This window comes from Paenibacillus sp. FSL H8-0260 (genome assembly GCF_045040625.1).
Taxonomy (GTDB): domain Bacteria; phylum Bacillota; class Bacilli; order Paenibacillales; family Paenibacillaceae; genus Paenibacillus_AQ; species Paenibacillus_AQ odorifer.
The window spans coordinates 6,746,194-6,767,014 of record NZ_CP150298.1 but is presented as its reverse complement, the minus strand read 5'-3'; the positions used below and the strand labels follow the sequence as shown (position 1 = coordinate 6,767,014).

The window sequence follows — 20,821 nt, the reverse complement described above, 5'->3', positions numbered from 1 at the left end:
CCTTATATGAAATTATGAAGGAATAGCCTAATTGTGAGTTGATGAATCAGGCTATTCCGATAGTCATATAAGCTTAATTAGTTGCTTTTTTGCTGGAAATGAACTCACTAAATTGTTTTTGATATTCAGCAATAAATTTTTCTAAACCGGCATCACGCAGCTTTTTCAAGGCAGTGTCAATATTGGAGTCATAGTCTTTAAAACCTTGTGATATGGGTTGTATATATTCTTGTTCTACGGCTTGCATTTGAGCGTATTCCGTTTTTACGGGCTCCATGTTGAAGGAGAAGCCAATATCTTTTTGTAGTATCGAGCCTTCGTTCCAATTTTGATACGTACTGATTTGTTCTTCAGTAATATAATCTCTAAATCTTGTGAAATGAATGTTATCAGGCAACCAAGTGTCGAACAATGTATCTTGATTAATAAACTCAATCTGTCCATCAGCAGTTAGGTTATAATCTTTGCCTTCAACGCCATACAGAATAAAGTCTGTCCATTCTTGACTGCTTTGCAGTAAGTTAATTAACTTCACGTAACCCTCGAGTTCAGCACCCTTTACATTAGCCCCAACTGCAAACGCTGTAGAATATGTGCCGCGTGACATTAGTGGTTTTTTCGCAGGATCACCTAAATAGTAGTTTTTGAACACCGCATTAGGGTTAGCTTTGCGTATGGCATCCATATACTCAAATACGCGATAGCTTGCACCCATGCCGAATAATGCTTTGCCTGCAAAAAACGATGAATCTGCTTGTGCAGGATTTGACAAGGCGTAGCTTGGGATAAGACCTTCTTTATTCCATCTGCGGGCGATATCCGCCATTTGTTTGTATTCATCCGATTCATAAAAGCTGTAGACAGTCGGATCTTCCGGCTTGTTGCCATCGGTCATAATAAAGCTATACGGCTGATAAATATTAATGTTCGAATTAATCGAGCCATTGAAGATATTCAAGCTCCAGCCGCGTCCTGAGCCAATCATATCAGGATATTTTTGCTTTGCCAATTTGTAAAATTGCTCAACATCCTCAACGGTTTTCAAATCGGTCATACCGACTTCTTGCAGCAGATCCTCTCGTGCAATAATCACATAATTTTCTCCAGCATTTGGTTTATTGCCGAAAGGTAATGCATATTGCTTTCCGTTGACCTTCCAGATGTCAAACGCTTCATCGCCGCCCGTATTTTTTTTTAAATCGCCAGCATATTTTTCAGCAGCTTCAGTCAAATCAGCGTAATAGCCCTTGGCAACGGATTTTGCCATAAATGCTGTATCGGTATATGTGGCGAATTTTTCGCCGGATGAAAGCATTAGCTCGGTTTTACCAGTTGCATACTCGGTCCATGGTAAATATTGAATACTTACATCGACGTTAATCGCTTGCAGAACCTTGTCATGAAACTCATTTTTCGCAAAATCAGCCATACGTTTTGACTGCTCCCCGTAAAGCACTAACGTTGCTTTGGTCGGCTGATCGCCACTGCCATTATTGTTATTGTTGCTACCAGCTTCGTCCCCTTGCGACTTGCCGCCGCATCCGCTTAAAAGTCCCGCCAGCAGTAAAGATGCAAGCAGTAAGGTGAACCCTTTTCTCGATTTGCCCATAAGAACACTCTCCCAAATTTATATTTAGCCTACTAAAATTCAAATAGGCCTAACTACTATTGTTTTTTCTTATTATCCTTTTACAGCGCCAACAGTAACGCCCTTAACAAAGTACTTTTGTACAAAGGGATACAGCAAGATAATCGGACCAATCGCAATACAGGTAATTGCCATCTTAATCGTTTGCGAGGGCAGAATAACATGGCCTGCCATGGTGCCACTTGGATTGGCTGCAAGGTATTGAATATTGGCCATCATTTTGTACAAGATGTATTGCATCGTATATAGCTCGGGGTTATTATTGAGCATTAATGGTAAATAGAAGTCATTCCAATATTGCAGTGCATAAAATAATGAGATCGTAACAAGCCCCGGTTTGGCTAACGGCAGCATCATTTGCATAAAAATCCGCCCATGACCAGCGCCGTCAATTTGTGCACTTTCCAGCAATTCTTGTGGGATGGACTTGAAGAAATTACGTAGCAGATACATATTGAATACATTTATTGAATAAGGCAAAATCAATGCTGCCAACGAATCCTTCAGGCCGAAAAATTGTGTGGTCACTAAATACCACGGCAACATACCGCTGTTAAACAGCAGAGTAAAGTAAGCGAAGAACGCCAGTTTATTACGGTGCTTAAAATCTTTTACGGAAATGACGTAGGCAAAGCATGCTGTTATCGACACCGATAGTAGTGTGCCAAATATTGTCGTAAACAATGTTATCTTGTAGGCTTTTAAGATCATAAAATCAAGATTGGAAAATACATAACGGTAAGTATCCAATGAGAAATGACGTGGAATAATCGAAAAACCTTGCATAGTGATCGCCATTTCATCAGACAGTGAACCGGAAATCGCTAAAACAATCGGGAACAAGCAGAATAGTGCAAATATTGCTGAGCAGACATAAAAGGCTATATTAGTTAACTTATCAGCATTTGATCGTTTCAAATAGACACCCCCTTAAAATAATGTGGAATCTTTGTCGTACCAGCTTGTAATCTTGTTAGCGATAATAACAAGGAAGAAGCCAAAAACAGATTGATATAACGAAATCGCCGACGCAAACGCCATCTCACCATTTCTTACGCCGCTGCGATAAACAAATACATCGATCAGATCCGTGAAGGGTAACAAAATCGGGTTCATATTCGTCAAGCCGATAATCATATTTAGGTTACCGCGCAGCATATTGCCGACCGATAATAGAAACAAAATAATGATGGTCGGTTTAAGCATAGGAATTGTAATTTTAAAAATTTGCTGAAGTTTACTGGCGCCATCTACCTCGGCGGCTTCATACATGGAGGAATCAAAGCCAGTCAACACACCAAAATAAATAATGGAGTTATAACCTGTACTTTGCCAAATCACCACAATGACCAGAATCGGAATCCAAATCCACGGCGTAGCATAAAAATCATAAGTTGAACCGGTGATGCTTTTAATAATCTGATTTAGAAAGCCTGTTTCATTATTCAAAATTGCATTTAGAATGGAGCCAATAACCATCCAAGACATAAAAAACGGAAAAAACATAATGCTTTGATTAACTTTGACGAATCGGCGACTAGAAATTTCATTGAGCATAATAGCAATCGCTACCGCGAAGATGGTGCCAAATACAAAAAATAAAATATTGAACATTATCGTATTAAATGTCGCCCGCATTGCAGTATCAAAATTGTTAAAGAAAAATTGAAAGTTTTTAAAGATGGGATCTGCCCATGGGCTGTTAAAAATACCTCCGTCAAAGCGATATTCCTTAAACACTAAAATCGACCCTGCCATTGGCAAGTAGGAAAAGGCCAACAGCGCTAATATGCCGGGCAGTGCCATCATATAAAGAAGCCCGTCTTTTTTGAGTGCGCTCATAAACCTATTGCTTGTTTTTTGTCTCAAATAAATTCCCCCTCACTTAGTTGCCATGCATAACAAGCTACCTGTACTCCTCTAATAAAACGCTTTCAAAATCTAAATGAAATACGTACTCCAAATAGTAATCTTTTGGGTCTTAAAGTAAATCGCAATTAGAGGAGAAGCTTTTAAAAACGAGCATTTTACCCTCGTTTAGGCTATTAATTTCTCGCATTTTTATTAAAAATCCGTATTATGTGTTTAAATCCAGCGGTAATTAATGTTATTGACAAAATATTTGACAATGATTAGTATTGAAAAATATTAAAAATGAAGTTAGCGGCATAACAATTAAATAATTCGCAAGCTATGATTGCTATGGATCACACTATAGCAGGAGCAGCTTCTGGAGAGACCGTGGGGGATTCCCCCGGCGCCGAAGGGTTCACAATCTCAGGCAAAAGGACAGAAGAGTACTAGATAATTCATTTGTTATTCTGATCATCGTCAGAATAAAGGAATGTATTTTATTTATTATTCTTAGACCTAAGAGATTGGAGCGTATCCAATCTCTTTTTTGTTATCATTTTTACTTGTACATTTTTTCACATAAGGGGGAGTTTGAAATGGCAGCACAAGAATTAAAGAGAGATTTAGAGAATCGGCATGTTCAGCTCATTGCGATTGGTGGAACCATCGGTACCGGATTATTTTTAGGATCAGGTAAAGCTATACAGCTGGCAGGACCATCCATCATTTTTGCTTATTTAATCGTGGGTATCGCTATTTTTTTTGTGATGAGGGCATTAGGAGAACTTCTGTTGTCTAAAGCAGGTTATCAATCTTTTACAGACATTGCCGAAGACTATCTTGGACCGCGGGCGGCGTTTGTAACCGGATGGACCTATTGGTTTTGTTGGATCATGACGGCTATGGCCGATATTATAGCTGTTGGGGTCTATGTACAATATTGGTTTGATATCCCGCAATGGATACCCGCAGTCATTTGTTTAATTATTTTATTAGGACTCAATTTATTAACGGTAAAAAGCTTTGGCGAATTGGAATTTTGGTTTGCTTTAATTAAAGTAATCACTATTCTCGCTTTGATTGCTATCGGGGTAGTCTTACTGGTGATTGGATTCAAAACAACTACCGGAACCGTTGCGCTCAGTAATATTTGGGCACATGGGGGAGTATTTCCAAACGGCATTTCAGGGTTCCTGCTTTCATTTCAAATGGTTGTGTTTGCTTTTGTGGGTGTGGAATTGGTGGGCGTATCGGCAGCAGAGACCTCCAATCCAGAAAAAACTATCCCATCGGCGATTAATAAAATACCTTTGCGAATTCTATTTTTCTACGTGGGTGCTATTATTGCCTTATTATGCATCAACGCTTGGACAGAACTAAACCCGGCAGAAAGCCCTTTTGTTAAAACATTTAGTTTAGTGGGGATTCCGATTGCCGCGGGGGTTATTAACTTCGTTGTATTAACTTCAGCTGCGTCCGCTTGTAATAGCGGGATGTTCTCAACAAGCCGGATTCTATACAATCTAAGCAGAAATGACCAGGCTCCAGCCAACTTTGCAAAGCTTAATAAAAATCATGTACCAAGTAATGCTTTATTCATATCCACACTTGTCTTATCTGTAGGCGCTTTGTTGAGTAAGCTGATTCCGGAGACGGCTTTTGGCATCGTGACAACAATTAGTGCCATTTGTTTCATCTGGGTTTGGGGCGTCGTTCTAATTTGCCATTTGCGATATAAAAAGACGAAGCCGGAATTGCAGGCCAAATCAAAATTCAAAGCACCGTTTACACCCTTTGTGAATTATGTTGTTCTAGCTTTGTTTGCAATCATACTCATAATTATGCTATTTGCTGATGAAACTCGTCCGGCCTTATTGTTGACGCCTCTATGGTTTATATTATTATTTGTTTTGTATTCGATAAATAGAAGAAAGAGGGAAAGAATAACGCCTGATCCAAGAGCACGTCTCGAAGGTATTCGGACTAACACGGAGATTCGGCATGATTAGTCGGTGAGGATGCTTGGTGATATTACAGTTGGATAGGCAGACATAGAAATCCACCACCGTATACGGTGGTGGATTTTCTCATTAATGAGGTCGATGCTCTTTTTCGAACTTATGTATGCTATCGGGATATTCTTCCATGTTTTTTAATCAGTCTAAAATTATCCTCTATTTAAAATCAACTTTGATTTGTGCTATCTCACTATTCGTGCCAATTCGTAATGGCGGTCCCCAAGTCCCTGCACCAGATGTAACGATGACGTGAGGGCTGTTAGGATTCTTCTGATAGTGGCCATAATCTACTGTAAACATAGCATTGGTGATCAGATTTGCAGGGAATACTTGTCCTTGATGCGTATGTCCGCTAAGTATCAAATCAACGTCATCTGCGTATTCAATCCTATTGGTTGGTTGATGATCCATTACGATAACGGGCATATTTGTATCAATGTCACTCATCACTTCTGAAGTCATTGCTCTGGGGTTCCCTTGATTACCAATCGGTGATGAATCCCTTCTGCCAACAACAACGAATTGATTATCAATAACGACATGCTCATCATTTAGAAGTTTGATATTACTCTTATCTATAAAGTTCACGATCTCATCGTATGAGCGTCCTGCATCATGGTTACCTAAACAAGCATAAACTCCATAGGTTGACTGAATAGTACTTAATAACTCTATTCCTTTGGAAGGGTTAGAGAGCGCATAGTAGTTACCATTAAATATATCTCCTGTCATCAACACCATATCCGGCTGTAGTCCATTAATACGATCAACAACGTCTTCAATAAACTTTACATCATTTACGTAGCCTAAATGTAAGTCGCTGATCAGGACGATATTTAACTGATCTAATGAAGTGTTTTTATGTATTTGGAGCGGATAGGTGACTTCTTTTAAATGATTTGCATTATAAATCCCATAGGACACCAATCCTATGACTAGAATTAATACTATGAACCTTGTATGAAAAATAACACGTGCTGGTGTAGGAGAAGGGAGGACCTTGATCCATTTACTAATTAGTAAGATTACATCTGAAAGGATCAAAAGCAAGAACAAATAGAAGTAGATACCCATCCAATAGTCCCCGAATTGACCAATAAAATTAACAATATTTGAATCGGTCGTCATAGCTGAAGAAGACAATAGTAAATTAATAATGATGGTTAACGCACATAAGCTGTAGATGACTCCATATATGATCCCGTTTATATGTGAAAATATATGTTGTAACCATTTAAAAATCTTTCTCGCAATGTAATAGTTAGTTGCCGCGTACATAGCGAATATAAATAAAAATGCAAATACCATAGGGTACACCATCCTAATGCTTTAGATATCAGAACTAAAGTGAATACAATAATTATAGCAATAATTACTAGTTTCAGAAATTAAATGGGGTATTGAGTTTACAGTTTTTTTCAGTTATTGTTTATTACTATTTCAGCTGATATAATTCTTATTTCGACAATCAATTTAAAAGTGGTGAATTCATGAGAGAGTTCTACAGTCGGGTGAATCGAAAAACCTATTACATATTAATGTTAATGATCATCGTTCTTATGATGTCTGGATTAATACTATCTACTCTAGAGTTAGATGGAATTGATTTTGGTTATATCATTCATTTTTTATGTGTGGCGTTTCTAACGGTTTGTTTATGGATTTACCCTAAGCATGAGACACATACTTTTAGAAAGATTATCATTCTATTTGGATTTGCGTATTTTTATACGCTATTCTTTTTATATCCTCAAACTTGGACTACCTATATCCTCATTTGTCTTATTCCTGCACTCTCTATTCTATTTTTTGATTTAAAATTGTTCTATTTTTCCTTCATTATAAATGGAATACTGATGGTAATTACATTTGGCTATATCCTCTTGATTGATAGAGGGGATCTATATACATATTTACATTATGATATTCTAGGGAATTTCATTAATATAATAGCGGTTCAAGTGTTATTATTTTTCATTTTTCAAATATCATTTAAACGGATGAAAAAACAGCAGCTTTATTATGAACAATTACAGCAATCTGAGCGCTTAAAGATGGTTGGACAATTGACAGCTGCCGTTGCGCATGAAATTAGAAATCCAGTGACAGTGGTTAGAGGTTTTTTACAGTTTTTTGATGAGGATCCTTCATTTGATGATCCTATGAAAAGAAAATTTAAATTAATGATTGATGAATTGAACACAGTAGAACAGATTATCTCGCAATTTCTAACCCTTTCAAAGCCAAATGGAGAACAAAAACTAGAAAAAGTAGATGTGAAGGATGTTATTGAGAGTGTCACAGGATTGCTCCATTCCTACGCAATGTTATCTGATAATCAAATTGTTACCTATGTAGAAGAAGACTGCAAGATCTCTATTAATAAAATTGAATTTAAGCAGCTGCTTATTAATATAATAAAAAATGCTTTAGAGGCTTCGGATGTTGGTAGATCTGTCTCTATTATGGCGAATAGGAACAATAATTTTATTGAGATAACAATCATCGATGAAGGAAGCGGGATGTCGGAAGCTGAGGTTAAGTCGCTAGGGACTCCTTTTTATTCATTAAAAAGTAATGGAACAGGTTTAGGATTAATGATTTGCTTTAATATCGTAGAAAAGTACGGCGGGGAAATTTACTATAGTAGTTCTGAAGGTAAGGGGACAACAGCTACTATCCGCTTTTTATCTATAAATGACCAGTAAAACGGAACATTCTTTCCGTTGAAAGAAGGGGATTACCTCAAGCCTTCGGCCGGAGAGGTAATCCCCTTTTCCTAGATAAATATGTTTATGTTTGCTGCGCTAACGATTATTTTAGAGGGATTTTGATCTCCAGTTGCTTGTTATAATTTTTAACTACATTGCCTTTGGCATCTACTTTATAAGCCCCGGTGTTGCCTTTTTCAAATACGGCTTGATACGGTCTGATAATCAGATATTCTGCCGCTGAGCTAGGTGCTTCGAACAATAAATCTTCAGAAACCGTATTTTGAGTTGCTGCAACAGAATCCCTTGCAATAAATTCTAATTCATTTCCCAGATTATCATAAATGTCATATCCTAAAGCCTGCGCTTGGGTGGCAACCCCCTTAATCGCTAAAGCGATACGCACAGAAGTCTCTCCCGCAGCAACACGGGTGGTTTTGATTTCAAATTGGTTGTCTTTCTTTATAGCAGGCAGCTGAATGTTACGCACTAATGCTGCTTGCTTGAGAGAAAATTTAAGTACATACGGTTCATCGATTCCGTTAAGCTTCACATGGATACTCAATTCAGAGGAAGCCAGGTTTGCCTTTTGTTGCTCAGTTAGCCATCCGGTCTGCAATACAACAACCGCCTTGTTGGCATCACCGTCACTGATCCAGCGAGGTGTTTTTAAATCCATGCCTCCTGGTTGAGTGAGCTTGGCGTCTATTCCCACAATAGTACCTTCTGCAAGATAGGGCTCACCTTTATCATTTAAAGTTACTCCTGCGAGCATTCCTGAAAATAACGATCCCTCACGGCTCAGGTCGATCTTAATATAGTTACCATCAAACTGCGCACTGCCCTTTAAAGTAAGCTGATCGTGTGAATCGGCCATTTTTGTTGTATTCAGGGAAGCTTCAACAGCGGGTTGAGCACTGGATGCTTGGGTTAAAGCTGGCATTCCCAACGCTCCTAGGCATACAGCAGCACTTAAAATTACAGACATCTTCTTAGTCATTTTTTTCATGATATTATCAAGCTCCTTAATTTTTATTTAACTAGCACGTTTATCTCTAGACCGTCAATATAATGCTTCACTGGGTTTCCAGAACTGTCTGTTTTAAATGCTCCATTCTTACTTTGTGGGTTCTCAAACTCATAAAGATAGCCACGGATTGTGAGCATATTAGGGTGTTTCTCAAATGGCTCAGTAAGCAAATCGACATTAAGTGACCTATTGGAAGTCGAGAGGACTTTCTGTGAAATATCTTTCAGCACCTGTCCTTGTTGATCCTTTACTTCAAAGCCCACTAAACTCAATGCTGCATGGTCTTCGTTTGTATCCTGTTCCAGCATGAGCGACAGGCGTGTCGTTAATGGACTATATTCCAGCTTTTTCAGGATCAAACTCCATCCTCCAACTTGTGCGCGTATATCAGGTGTAGAAATTTTATTAATCGTAGCCTTCCGCGCAGGAATTTGGAGAACAAACGGTTCATCCATACCGTTTAAGCCAAGAGTTACGGTCAATACAAATCGATCAGGAAAAGGTTTGTTGGAGATTCCGGAATTCGAGGAATCCACTAGTCTAAAAATAGCTGTGTTGCTTTCCGCACCTTCTATCCAGCTTAGAAACGGCATAGCTTTCCAGAGACCATCAGAAAATTGCTCCAGGGAAGCGCCGTCGATCAATACTTCTGCAGAGGTTATTGCACCTTTCGCTAAAAAAGGCTTCCCATCCGCTCCAATCGTTACTCCGGCTAGCTTACCTTCCAGTTTTTCTCCCTCACGCTTCACCGAGAATGCCAACCGGCTGCCATCAAATACAGCCTCTTCGGCAGACAAGGTGATCCCTTCATGGGTATCACTGCTGTTTAGACGGGAAGTCAGTCCCAGACGCTGGGCCGCTTGTAACCCTATATCATCTGCCCGTTCAAAAATACCGCCTATCAAGGGAAGCTGCTTGAGCGCATTGGCCAACGTAGGCGGATAGATAGCCGTTAGCATAACACTTAACAATATCGCCGCAGTCACAGCAGCTGTGATTTTTGGATATATCCGCTTTTTCTTTTCCTTTTCCACAGGATCCTGGACAATGGTGGCCAGCGATGCATAAATCGAATCCTGCCGTGATCGTAGTAAAGGAGGAAGCTCCTGTATATTAGCTTTCCCTAGCTCCCTGATCTGCTTTTCTAAATTGTTATTATTCATTAGCAAGACCCTCCTCCCGCACAGGATGTATCTGTTTGGACAACAATCTCCGTGCGCGATGAAGTCGTGCCCTGACCGCTCCCTCGGAGATGTCGAGCACATCTGCAATCTGCTTAATGGATAAATCGTCATAATAAAAAAGCACGATAGCAAGCCGCAGGGATTCGTCCAACTGATTAATGAAGCTTTGCAGGTCTACGTTGCCTGAATCTTCAAAATGCACATAGGAAACGACCGGTTCCTCGGGAATTTCCGCCACAGCTATAGTTCGTTCTCGCATACGAAGTAACTGATTGCATTCATTAATCAGGATGCGTATAACCCAGGTTTTAAAAAACTTAGGCTGTTTAAGGTTGGCCAACCCTTTATACACCTTCAGTGTTGTTTCCTGAAGAGCATCCGCGCAATCTTCATCTTTTAGCAGAATGGTTTTGGCTAATCTGTACAACTGGGATTCCAGTTGCCTGAAAAGACGGGTAAACGCCTCGTGGTCGCCTTTCTGCGCTTTTTTGATATCCAGTTCGTTTTCCAGCAAATGATTTTTCCTCCTTGAGGGCCCTCTGTATAATTAGATGGAGAAGACATCCAAAAAGTTATATTTAGGATAAAATTCATTCTCCTGCACAAATCACTTACCTCGGTAGTAGTATAAAATCCATGCAATTCATTGTTTTTGGCAAAGATGGAGAGGTTAATAGAAAGGGGGGGACTTCAAGTGGATAAACTGAAATAAATTCAGGAATTACCACCTTATCAGAAGAGAAGTAGTGGGGTAATCCTGAATTAAAAAGTGTATACATATACCTTGGTACGCAGTGTGTCCGTGCATGTTATGGTACGGACAGGCTGCATGCCTGGAAGGGCAAAACAAATGCTAATGACCACTGCGCCCGGCAGTAGCTCACGCTTGAACTTGTCCCCCAGCCGTTTCATCGCTCCGGGAAATAAGTAACAAAGAACAATATCTGCATGCTCGTAAGAGCTGCTATAAATATCCCCACGTACATAACGAAGCCTTCCGCGGAGCAGATTCTGGCTTTCGTCTGCTCGCAGCATACGTGTGCCGAACCTAGCAAGCAGCTGGGATGTCCACAAGGGAATACTGGAATTTTCAATGCCGGTCAGCCTTTTGCCTGGACATTGGCGAATAACATCCATGCCAAGTGTTCCCCAACCCGATCCCGCCTCCACAATGCTGCTATATCCCGGAATCCGATTCACCTCAACGGCAACAGCCGAGCGTACAGATTTTGACGTAGGCATCGGCGATATCCCGTTTCTCCAGCTCACCAGCACAATCGACACCATGGATAACAAGGCTGCGAAGGCGATGAGCCAAGCGATGGCTTGAATCACGATCAATACTACCATTCCTTCTTCATCTGCTAGAAGTTGGCTTCAAATTCTCTTACTTTCTCCCAGCATTTCGTTTATTAACTTCATATGGATAAAGATCCTGAATTTCCTTGCTTTCAATATCTTGACCTACATAAAAAATCAGAGTGGGATCATTTGCTGGATGGGCATAAGAAAGATAAGTGCGATGTATAAAATCAAAGTCCATCTTACCCAGCTGGAAATCGAGTTGATATTTATCTTCTAAATAGACTTCAAATTGCTTTTTTAAAGCCAGAGACTTCCACGGAAGTCCAAAGAATAAAAAGTAGGTTCCTATAAGAAATATCAAAAAAATTAAGAGGAAAAGCGACTTTTTACTGAGAATGGTATGTTTTATAATTTATAACCCTCCCTAGCGTTTATTCTACATGAACTTTGCTGGACATATCAAAATCAACCTCTTCAAGAAATTCAATAACTTCTCCATTGGGACTATGAATGATCGCGTTTTTTATTAGAAGAGGCGGTTCGCCCAGAGACAGAGAGTCCGGTGCTATAAAAGCCTTTGCCCCATGTGCAAGGGCTTTTTGATACATCTCCTCTACATTATCTACATAGAAGGCAAGGTGTAATAACGCTCCGTGCGCTATATCTTCATCAGACAAGGCTTTTTTTCCTTGAGCGGCGATGACTGCATCATTATCAAAAATCTCAATACAGGTTCTGCGGTCAGGCGAAATCAGCATGGAGGCTTCTTTGATCTGAAAGGATGGCAGACTCCAATGATGACCTAGCTTGAATCCTAAAACGTCAATATAGAATGAAATAGTTGCTTTATAGTCTTTAGCTTGAATCGCTACATGTGCAAGGCCTTTTACACTCATTTATAATCGCTCCCAACTTTAATATATACTTATTATAGTTGTATTAAAATATGAGATATATATATAAGATAAGTGTTTTGTAGTAATATGGTTATTAAATTTAAGGTATTTTAGTGGAATAAGTTTATTTTATAAAATGGGTTTAGGAGGCGCTTGCTATGGAACAGCTTGTGGATGAGATTGATAAAAAGATTATGCAATTACTTCAGTACAATGCCCGAATGTCCATTTCACAAATCAGTAAAGAGGTTTCGATGTCACAACCCTCTGTTAAAGAACGAATGATCAAGTTGGAGGAAAGGAATATCATTTCTGGGTATCATACAGCTTTTAATCTACGAGATCTGGATCGGGGCACAACTACGTTTATTCTATTAAAAACAGAACATTGCCAAGAGATTACGGATTTTTGCAAATATGCTATGGAAGTTACCGATTTATATCGGATTAGCGGAGAATATAATTACCTCATAAAGGTGCAAACCGCGTCGATTGAGGAGTTAGCTGAATTCCAAGACAACCTTATAAAGTTTGGACCTTCAAAATCTCATATCAGTCTAAAAAATATATTGGAAAACAGGGTGTTGCTCTAAAGCCCATTTTCCAAATACAATATCTAGTAACCGCTTTCATTCCGTTGTAGAATGGATGAAAACAACGTTAGCATTAACTCGGATACAAGGGAGCATGGGTATGGAGAGGTTTTTATTCAGTAAAAAGTATATTCCGTTCACCTATAAGATGATGATACCGTACCTCATTCTAGTATTGCTGACAGATGTATTGGTGGGTTATATAGCTTATACGATGCTCGTAGAGTCCAGAACGGAAATGGCGGAAACGAATGTCCGGACAGCTTTGAAGCAGACGAGGAACAATATCGAATATCAGACAGATGAAATCAAACGAATGACTAACTCGCTGTTTCTCAATACGAATTTTCAGAATGCTCTGCAGTTTAGGGGAGATGCATTGGAAAACATGCTCAAAATGAGGGATGATATCGTTCCTTATATGAAAGCCCCTCTGCAATTGTATGGGAACAATTTGAGACTTGTGCTCTATACCGCGAATGAGACGATGCTTGAAATCCCCGGTGATGATATGTCTGTACCTATCGGTAGAAGCGATTATTATATTCTTTCTGATCAGGTTATTGAAGATAAGGAATGGTTCAAGTCGATTGTTGCCAATAACAAAGACAGCTTGTGGCTTCAGGCGGACAGCGACAGTGAACTAAGCAATATTTCGTATTTCCGCAAGCTGGTTTCTTCTAAGGGAGGCCCATCGATTATTGGTTATATTCGCGTCACGGCGAGAATTGACGAGCTTTTTGGCAATTTCGATACCTTTCCGATTGAACAGGGTATAGACCTTCGTCTAGTGGATCGGGTTAGTGGATTAACGCTTTATGAACAAGGTATTGTCGATGAACATGCGAAGCAAGATGCTTATCTGATCATTAGTGAAGATATTCCGTTGTCTGACTATGCTATCGAGGTACGGGTGCCGCATGCCTACTTGAATAAAGATGCTAGCCGAATGCAGAAGGTGATCACCACGGTTTGTCTGATCAGCTTTTTAGTCATGGCGGTGATCGGCTTCCTCGTTGCCCGCATATCAGGCAAAAAAATTAAACGGATCGTATATTTGGTCCGGTCCTTTCAGGAAGGGAATTTTTATAAAAGAATTGGGTTTGCCGGGAATGATGAATTTGTCTACATTGCTAATAGTTTTAATCAGATGGCGACTAGTATCCAGGACCTGATCCAGAACGTCTATGAGCAAGGGATTCAGAAAAAGCAAGCAGAACTGGATGTGCTTCAAGCTCAGATCAGTCCGCATTTTTTGTACAATACATTGTCGACCATTGGCAGCTTGGCCAATTTGGGCGAAGTTGAGAAGGTTACACAGATGGTACAAGGTCTTTCTAAATTCTATCGCCTCACCTTGAATGAAGGACATGTCTATATCTCTCTTGAAAAAGAGCTGGAGCAGGTAAGGATGTACCTTGAAATTCAGAGGGTAAAGTATGCCGATGCGTTTGAGGTTTATTATGATATTGATCCTGATATTTTACAGGTTCCCATCATTAAGCTGATTTTGCAGCCATTTGTAGAAAATATATTCAAGCATGCTTGGTTTGGGGAGACGATTGCGATCCGGATTACCGGAAAACGGCTGGGTGAACGCATCGAGCTCAAGGTCATCGATAACGGAATTGGTATGCGGGCGGAGACACTGCGAAATATGCGTTCGAGCTCATTCCATTCGAGCAGCTATGGACTGAGAAACGTGGAGGAACGAATCAAGCTGAGATACGGCCATGATTTCGGTATTCATATCGGCAGTTACTTTGGGGCAGGAACGACCGTTCAAATTATCTTACCGGTGGATAATGCGGAAATCCGGGAAGTTATGGGGGAGTAAATAGTATGGCGATGGAGATCAACGTTCTGCTGGTGGATGATGAAGTGATCGATTTGGAATGGCTGAGACGGCGGGTGGCGGGCAGTGATCATTTGCCTTTGCATAGCGTGAGAACGGCAACTAGCGGTTTTTCCGCTTTAAAAATGATGGAGCAGCACCGCATTGACATCATTCTCTCCGATATCCGCATGCCGATTATGTCGGGCGTGGAATTTGCCCGGAAAGCGAAGGAGATTAACCCTGAGGTCCATCTGCTTTTTATTAGCGGACATCAGGATTTCAACTATGCCAAAGAGGCCATTCAATTAAATGCCTCCGGTTATTTGCTTAAACCCGTCGATGATGACGAGTTAAATAAGACGCTGACTGAACTCTGCGCCAAGATTGAGAAGGAGAGGAAGCAGCATATTTCCTTATCGGAAACACTGACGCTTGTGAATCAGGAGCTGCTGCTGCGCTGGTTTAATGAGACTGCCCCGGGGCAGGTGGAGACGCATATTCACAACGTTCTTACGTCTTACTTACAAGGCGCGTCGGCGGTTGCTATCGTCGAGATTGACGATATGGCACGGAAAATCCAAACTTGGACGGAAGAAGAGCGGAGTTTATGGAGCAGCACAGCCAATCATTTTATCCGGAAGTTCGCGCAAGATCAAAATTTAGGCATGGTCATCACAACCTATGACTATCATTTTGTGATCCTTGCTGCGGTTCAGGAACAATATTTTACCGCTTTGATGGAAGAGCTCATTCGGTCATTCTATCAGGAGTTTTCCTGTTCAATTACGATTGGAAGAGGGATGTACACAACAGAACTGGGTAAGCTGCATGATTCCTATCGGCAGGCTCAGGCTGCTTTAAGTATTAAATGGATTGTTGGGAAAAATAGAATCATCCAAGATGCCTCGGAATGGAGCCCGAAGGAAAAGATCGCCTCAGATTTAGAGGTTATAGTGGACCGGATGCTTAAAGCGATGCTTGATTACGACCTTACCACCATTGATGATTGTTTGCTGCAGCTGTTTGCCGGGGACAGTCCGCTCTCCCAGAAAAATGACATCTACGATATCATTATTCGAATTACCTCCAAGCTTCATGCCGATCTGCAGCAAATGAACGAGCATCTATACGAGATTTTGAATTGGGATTCACATCATCCCTTTGTGCTGTTTCAGTTTGAAACGGTGCATGATATTCTCTCTTGGCTGAGAAGAAGATTTTTTGAGTTGTCGGAGCTGCTTTATTTGAAACGGCAAAGGCAAAAGCGGAAGTTAATTGATGAAATCACGGAATATGTGAAAGAAAGATTAGATCAAAAAATAACGCTGAACGAAGTGGCCGCCCATTTCGATTTTACGCCTAACTATCTCGGTCATTTATTCAAGGTTGAAACCAACAGTTTATTCAGCGATTTTTTAAGTGAATTACGGATGAAACGGGTATGTGAGCTGCTCGAAGATCCGACTAAGAAAGTGTATGAGATTGCGGAACAAGCCGGATATAAAAATATTGTTTATTTCAACAGACAGTTCAAGCAATGCATGGGCATGTCGCCCGGAGAGTACCGGAAGAAAAATAAAATCTAACAAAAAAGCGGTGAAAATGAAAACCCGGCGATGATTTTTCGTTTATTGGAGAATCGCTGCCGGGTGTTTTTGGTCTGCCGGCTAACCTTTTTTTGTCGAATCGTTGAATTAGTATTATGTTTAGTTGTTTCGCTGAATTATCTAAGCGCCTTCGCCCTTTTATAATAAGAGATATAGAGAAGAGAGGGGTGCAAAGATGAAAGGGCATACATTTTGGAGCGATTTAAAGAATTATAGGGTTCTCTTGCTGATGCTGGCTCCGGCGGTTGCTTTTTTCCTTCTGTTTGCCTATGTCCCGATGGCGGGCATTATTATTGCCTTCAAGCATTACGATTATGCGGGCGGTATTTTTGGAAGTGCCTGGAACGGGCTCGACAACTTCCGCTTTTTCTTTGAATCAGGTGATGCTTGGCGGGTAACACGAAATACAGCACTATATAACATTGCGTTTATCGTCGTCAATAACAGTTTGCAAATTTTTGCAGCGATTATGTTGTTTGAGGTCGGTGGTAAATGGTTCCGCAAAATCACACAATCGGCGTTGTTCCTGCCTTACTTTATCTCATGGGTCGTTGTCGGAGCGATTGCTTATAACCTGCTCAATTATGATATTGGCACCGTGAATGCTTTGCTCAGAGGTATCGGACTCCAGCCTGTCGATATTTATAATACACCTTCCTATTGGCCGTATATTCTGGTTCTCGTTTCTGCCTGGAAAAGTCTTGGATACGGAACGGTGATGTACTTGGCCGCGATTACGGGGATAGATACAGAAATGTATGAAGCAGCCGAAATCGATGGGGCTAATATTTTTCAGCGAATTATGAAAGTAACCATTCCGAATTTGTATCCAACGATTATTATTCTGGTGCTGCTGGCAGTCGGGAACATTTTCCGTGGTGATTTCGGGATGTTCTATAACATGATCGGCAACAACGGCTTGTTGTTCTCCTCGACAGACGTTATCGACACTTTCGTATTTAGGTCACTGATTACTTCGAATGATATCGGCATGTCAGCTGCAGCTGGTGTTTTCCAGTCCGTTCTTGGCTTCGCGACGATCATGTCAGTGAACTATGCTGTCCGTAAATACGACAAAGACCGCGCTCTGTTCTAATCGTATCAGGAGTTAAGTCTTTCATAATGGAGGTAACGATATGAAGCAGCTTGATCGTAAAATATTTTCAGGTATTGGTTATGTATCCCTGATTTTTCTCTCAGTTTTATGTATTTTTCCTTTTATACTTGTCGTATCTTCATCCTTTACGGAAGAATCCAAAATCCTAACGGATGGTTATCAATTTATACCGACTGCCTTCTCAACTGAGGCCTACAGCATTTTGTTTAAGTATCCCGAACAGATGATTCAAGCCTATATAGTGACAATAGGAGTTACTATACTCGGCACGGTGCTTGGCTTGTTTCTGACTTCGATGACTGCTTATGCGCTATCCCGAAAAGATTTTAAGTGGCGCAATAAATTTTCATTTTTCTTTTTCTTTACGACTTTGTTTAGCGGCGGTTTGGTTCCGTGGTATCTGCTTATGGTCAACTACCTTCATATGAAGGATACGCTGATGGCCTTAGTGGTTCCGATGATGCTCAATGTCTTTTATATCATTGTTATGAAGTCTTTTATGGGCAGCATTCCGGAAGCGATTGTAGAATCAGCAAAAATTGACGGCGCAGGAGACTTTAAGATCTATGCTCGTCTAATCCTGCCGCTGTCCAAGCCGGCGTTAGCTACCATTGGCTTGTTTCTAGCGCTGGCCTACTGGAATGACTGGTACAATGCATTGCTGTTTGTATCGAATGAAAACTTGATGCCGCTCCAATATTATTTGTATAAAATGCTAGGCAATATGGATGGCATGCGCAAAGCGATGATGGGTGCAGGGGCAGTCGTAACGACATCGATCCCAACCGAGAGCTTGAAAATGGCGATGACAGTTGTGGCCACTGGCCCGATTTTGCTGGCTTATCCATTCGTGCAGAGGTATTTTGTCCAAGGTTTGACGATTGGTGCTGTGAAAGGATGAACCCGGGGAAACTCGGTTTATCAATATAATTAAACACAAGGGGGAAGGCTTGAGATGCTGAAGAGAAATAGATTGATGATGCTAGCGCTCGTTTTAACCTTCGTAATGATTCTAAGTGCATGTGGTGGTGGCAATAACAATGCTAATACGTCTGCACAGGCTACAAATAATGCGTCAGAGGGAGGAAGCGACACTACGAACACCTCAGAACCTGCAACTACCTCAGACACCCTTGATACCTCTAAAGAAGTGAAGCTGAAAATGATTTTTGTTGGCCCTAAACCGATAGACTATGATAGCGTTTTTGCTGAGATTAATAAAAAGCTGAAAGAAAAAATCAATGCTACTGTAGAGGGCGAGTTCCTGGATTGGTCGGACTGGGCGCAAAAATATCCGCTGAAGCTGGCAGCTAATGAGGATTTTGACCTCATCTATTCGGCAAACTGGGCTGGTTACAATGACCAGGCGCTGAAAGGCGGATTCCTGGAATTGACCGATGAGCTGCTTACCCAATATATGCCGCAGACTTTAGCAGCTATGTCTGATGTGAGCTGGGATCAAGCTAAGGTAAACGGCAAACTGTATATGGTTCCGCAAAACAGAGGGGAATCCGTTGAAAAACTGATTTTGTACCGCGAGGATTTGCGTAAGAAATACAATCTTCCGGAGATCAACAGCCCAGAAGCGTATGCCACTTACTTGAAAACCATAGCACAAAACGAAAAAGGAATTACACCGTTCACTCCGGAAACAGGAGACTGGAAATATCATAATTTGGACCGTGTATTGCTGAAGCAACAAAACGAATGGAATATGTTTGATCTCGACCTTCCGTTTGCTTTCAAATTGACGGATGAAAAAGGGCAAGTATTTAACGTATATGAAACGCAAGAGTTTAAAGATCTACTCGTATATTACAAAGATCTCGCTGATAACAATGCATGGTCAAAAAACGTTCTAAACAGTAAAAATGATCATCAGGCCGATTTTAAAGCAGGCAAAACAGCATCGATTACGCACAACAACGGAACACTTGGAGCACTTATGGCTTTGATGCGCCAAGAGAATTCCCCTTATGAAGTAGCATTGGCTGACATCAACCAAGGCAAGAAGAAATCAGTGGCGATTTCCACCCAAAACGGTACTTCGATCCACGCTACTTCCAGAAATGTGGAACGTTCCTTGATGTTCCTCGATCTGATGCAAAATGATAAAGAACTGCACGACCTAATGATGTACGGCCTTAGCGGTGTACATTACGAAGCGGTTGGCGATGACAAATATAAAGCCCTTGAAAAGAATCCGAACTATACTGGCTTCTCTAACTGGAACTTCAACTCGCCACTTAACCGTGACAATGAAGCATTCCCGCAAGAAGCAAACGATCTGGCTAAAGGCTGGGAAGCAAATGTCTATCACTACGCGCTTGAAACCTTCGTATTCGATAACAGCAAAGTGAAAACGGAAATTGCCAACGTTGGTAACGTAATGCTCCGTTATGCGATTCCGCTCGAATACGGCGTAATCAAAGATATCGACAAAGGTCTTGAAGATCTGAACAAGCAACTGAAATCCGCGGGCATTGATAAAATCCAAACCGAACTGCAAACTCAAATCGATGCTTTCTTGGCAAACAAATAAGCTACGGAATAAGGGAGACCTAACAGTCATCAAATGGCTGTTAGGTCTCCCTGTTTAATTGGTCATCCGCGGTTGAACCCGCTATCGGACACAGTTGACCCTAATGGCAGCTTTATCGCACTTTTGGAATACTAACGGACTCCACAGTCGCTATTAGCCTAAAACACGCCTAGAATGAGGCTCAGGATAAAGAATAGCTGCACTGGAGTCCGAAAGTCTGCTTTAAAGGCTGAAAATCAGTAAATAAAGTCACCTCGGTCCGTTAGGCAGACCAGAAACAAAAGGCAGCAACCCTTTTGCTAGGGAAATGGATACTTAGGGAGAACGGCTACTCTTTGCAGAAAGGAATAAAAAAGAAGAACCGGCATGAGCTGCCGGTTCTTCTTAATATATAATTTGCGCGCAATGAAATAACGTGATATTATGAGAAGACCACTGTTAATCTGCGTATTTCAGACAGATTTATTACATCTTATTTA

The 20,821-nt window shown here is 40.8% G+C and carries 17 protein-coding genes and 1 riboswitch; of the genes, 8 read left to right on the top strand and 9 right to left on the bottom strand.

Annotation, left to right across the window (positions count from 1 at the left end; all coding sequences use genetic code 11):
* Positions 1-73 precede the first annotated feature (73 nt).
* From MHI51_RS30065 to MHI51_RS30055, 3 genes are all read right to left on the bottom strand, one after another.
* Positions 74-1,609 carry a DUF3502 domain-containing protein gene (locus MHI51_RS30065; RefSeq protein WP_076276309.1) on the bottom strand — a complete coding sequence of 512 codons (1,536 nt, stop codon included), beginning with the start codon at positions 1,607-1,609 and terminating at the stop codon, positions 74-76.
* Between the two features lie 72 nt (positions 1,610-1,681).
* Positions 1,682-2,566 carry a carbohydrate ABC transporter permease gene (locus MHI51_RS30060; RefSeq protein WP_076218853.1) on the bottom strand — a complete coding sequence of 295 codons (885 nt, stop codon included), beginning with the start codon at positions 2,564-2,566 and terminating at the stop codon, positions 1,682-1,684.
* 12 nt (positions 2,567-2,578) lie between these two features.
* Positions 2,579-3,517: an ABC transporter permease subunit gene (locus MHI51_RS30055; RefSeq protein WP_139331004.1), complete on the bottom strand. Its 939-nt coding sequence runs from the start codon at positions 3,515-3,517 to the stop codon at positions 2,579-2,581.
* A 351-nt stretch (positions 3,518-3,868) separates the two neighbouring features.
* Positions 3,869-3,951, top strand: a riboswitch (glycine riboswitch).
* A gap of 147 nt (positions 3,952-4,098) precedes the next feature.
* Here MHI51_RS30055 and MHI51_RS30050 point away from each other — a divergent pair.
* Positions 4,099-5,511, top strand: coding sequence for an amino acid permease (locus tag MHI51_RS30050; protein ID WP_076191542.1), 1,413 nt, complete (start codon positions 4,099-4,101; stop codon positions 5,509-5,511).
* 165 nt (positions 5,512-5,676) lie between these two features.
* On the opposite strand, the gene MHI51_RS30045 is transcribed toward MHI51_RS30050, so the two are convergent.
* On the bottom strand, positions 5,677-6,828 hold the full coding sequence (locus MHI51_RS30045; RefSeq protein ID WP_341004159.1) for a metallophosphoesterase: 1,152 nt from the start codon (positions 6,826-6,828) through the stop codon (positions 5,677-5,679).
* A gap of 182 nt (positions 6,829-7,010) precedes the next feature.
* Here MHI51_RS30045 and MHI51_RS30040 point away from each other — a divergent pair, with 182 nt between their 5' ends.
* On the top strand, positions 7,011-8,228 hold the full coding sequence (locus MHI51_RS30040; protein ID WP_076276308.1) for a HAMP domain-containing sensor histidine kinase: 1,218 nt from the start codon (positions 7,011-7,013) through the stop codon (positions 8,226-8,228).
* A gap of 106 nt (positions 8,229-8,334) precedes the next feature.
* On the opposite strand, the gene MHI51_RS30035 is transcribed toward MHI51_RS30040, so the two are convergent.
* From MHI51_RS30035 to MHI51_RS30015, 5 genes are all read right to left on the bottom strand, one after another.
* Positions 8,335-9,240, bottom strand: a complete 906-nt coding sequence (locus MHI51_RS30035; RefSeq protein WP_076276307.1) for a DUF5643 domain-containing protein — start codon at positions 9,238-9,240, stop codon at positions 8,335-8,337.
* A 23-nt stretch (positions 9,241-9,263) separates the two neighbouring features.
* The gene (locus MHI51_RS30030) at positions 9,264-10,424 is read right to left on the bottom strand and encodes a DUF4179 domain-containing protein (protein ID WP_076276306.1); all 1,161 of its coding nucleotides are present in this window, start codon (positions 10,422-10,424) and stop codon (positions 9,264-9,266) included.
* Positions 10,417-10,959: a sigma-70 family RNA polymerase sigma factor gene (locus tag MHI51_RS30025; protein ID WP_232061486.1), complete on the bottom strand. Its 543-nt coding sequence runs from the start codon at positions 10,957-10,959 to the stop codon at positions 10,417-10,419. The genes MHI51_RS30030 and MHI51_RS30025 overlap by 8 nt, the downstream gene beginning before the upstream one ends.
* Positions 10,960-11,207: 248 nt before the next feature.
* Positions 11,208-11,795 carry a class I SAM-dependent methyltransferase gene (locus tag MHI51_RS30020; protein WP_076276305.1) on the bottom strand — a complete coding sequence of 196 codons (588 nt, stop codon included), beginning with the start codon at positions 11,793-11,795 and terminating at the stop codon, positions 11,208-11,210.
* A gap of 386 nt (positions 11,796-12,181) precedes the next feature.
* The gene (locus tag MHI51_RS30015; RefSeq protein WP_036682343.1) at positions 12,182-12,646 is read right to left on the bottom strand and encodes a VOC family protein; all 465 of its coding nucleotides are present in this window, start codon (positions 12,644-12,646) and stop codon (positions 12,182-12,184) included.
* A 158-nt stretch (positions 12,647-12,804) separates the two neighbouring features.
* On the opposite strand from MHI51_RS30015, the gene MHI51_RS30010 reads away from it, so the two are divergent.
* From MHI51_RS30010 to MHI51_RS29985, 6 genes are all read left to right on the top strand, one after another.
* Positions 12,805-13,239, top strand: a complete 435-nt coding sequence (locus MHI51_RS30010) for an Lrp/AsnC family transcriptional regulator (RefSeq protein ID WP_076276303.1) — start codon at positions 12,805-12,807, stop codon at positions 13,237-13,239.
* A gap of 100 nt (positions 13,240-13,339) precedes the next feature.
* Positions 13,340-15,076 carry a sensor histidine kinase gene (locus tag MHI51_RS30005; protein WP_076191558.1) on the top strand — a complete coding sequence of 579 codons (1,737 nt, stop codon included), beginning with the start codon at positions 13,340-13,342 and terminating at the stop codon, positions 15,074-15,076.
* 5 nt (positions 15,077-15,081) lie between these two features.
* Positions 15,082-16,662, top strand: a complete 1,581-nt coding sequence (locus tag MHI51_RS30000; RefSeq protein WP_405173465.1) for a response regulator — start codon at positions 15,082-15,084, stop codon at positions 16,660-16,662.
* 196 nt (positions 16,663-16,858) lie between these two features.
* The gene (locus MHI51_RS29995; RefSeq protein ID WP_076132837.1) at positions 16,859-17,779 is read left to right on the top strand and encodes a sugar ABC transporter permease; all 921 of its coding nucleotides are present in this window, start codon (positions 16,859-16,861) and stop codon (positions 17,777-17,779) included.
* A 40-nt stretch (positions 17,780-17,819) separates the two neighbouring features.
* On the top strand, positions 17,820-18,701 hold the full coding sequence (locus tag MHI51_RS29990; protein ID WP_076124225.1) for a carbohydrate ABC transporter permease: 882 nt from the start codon (positions 17,820-17,822) through the stop codon (positions 18,699-18,701).
* 54 nt (positions 18,702-18,755) lie between these two features.
* Positions 18,756-20,342 (top strand): ABC transporter substrate-binding protein, encoded by a 1,587-nt coding sequence (locus tag MHI51_RS29985; protein ID WP_076276301.1) that lies wholly within the window; start codon positions 18,756-18,758, stop codon positions 20,340-20,342.
* Positions 20,343-20,821: the final 479 nt, after the last annotated feature.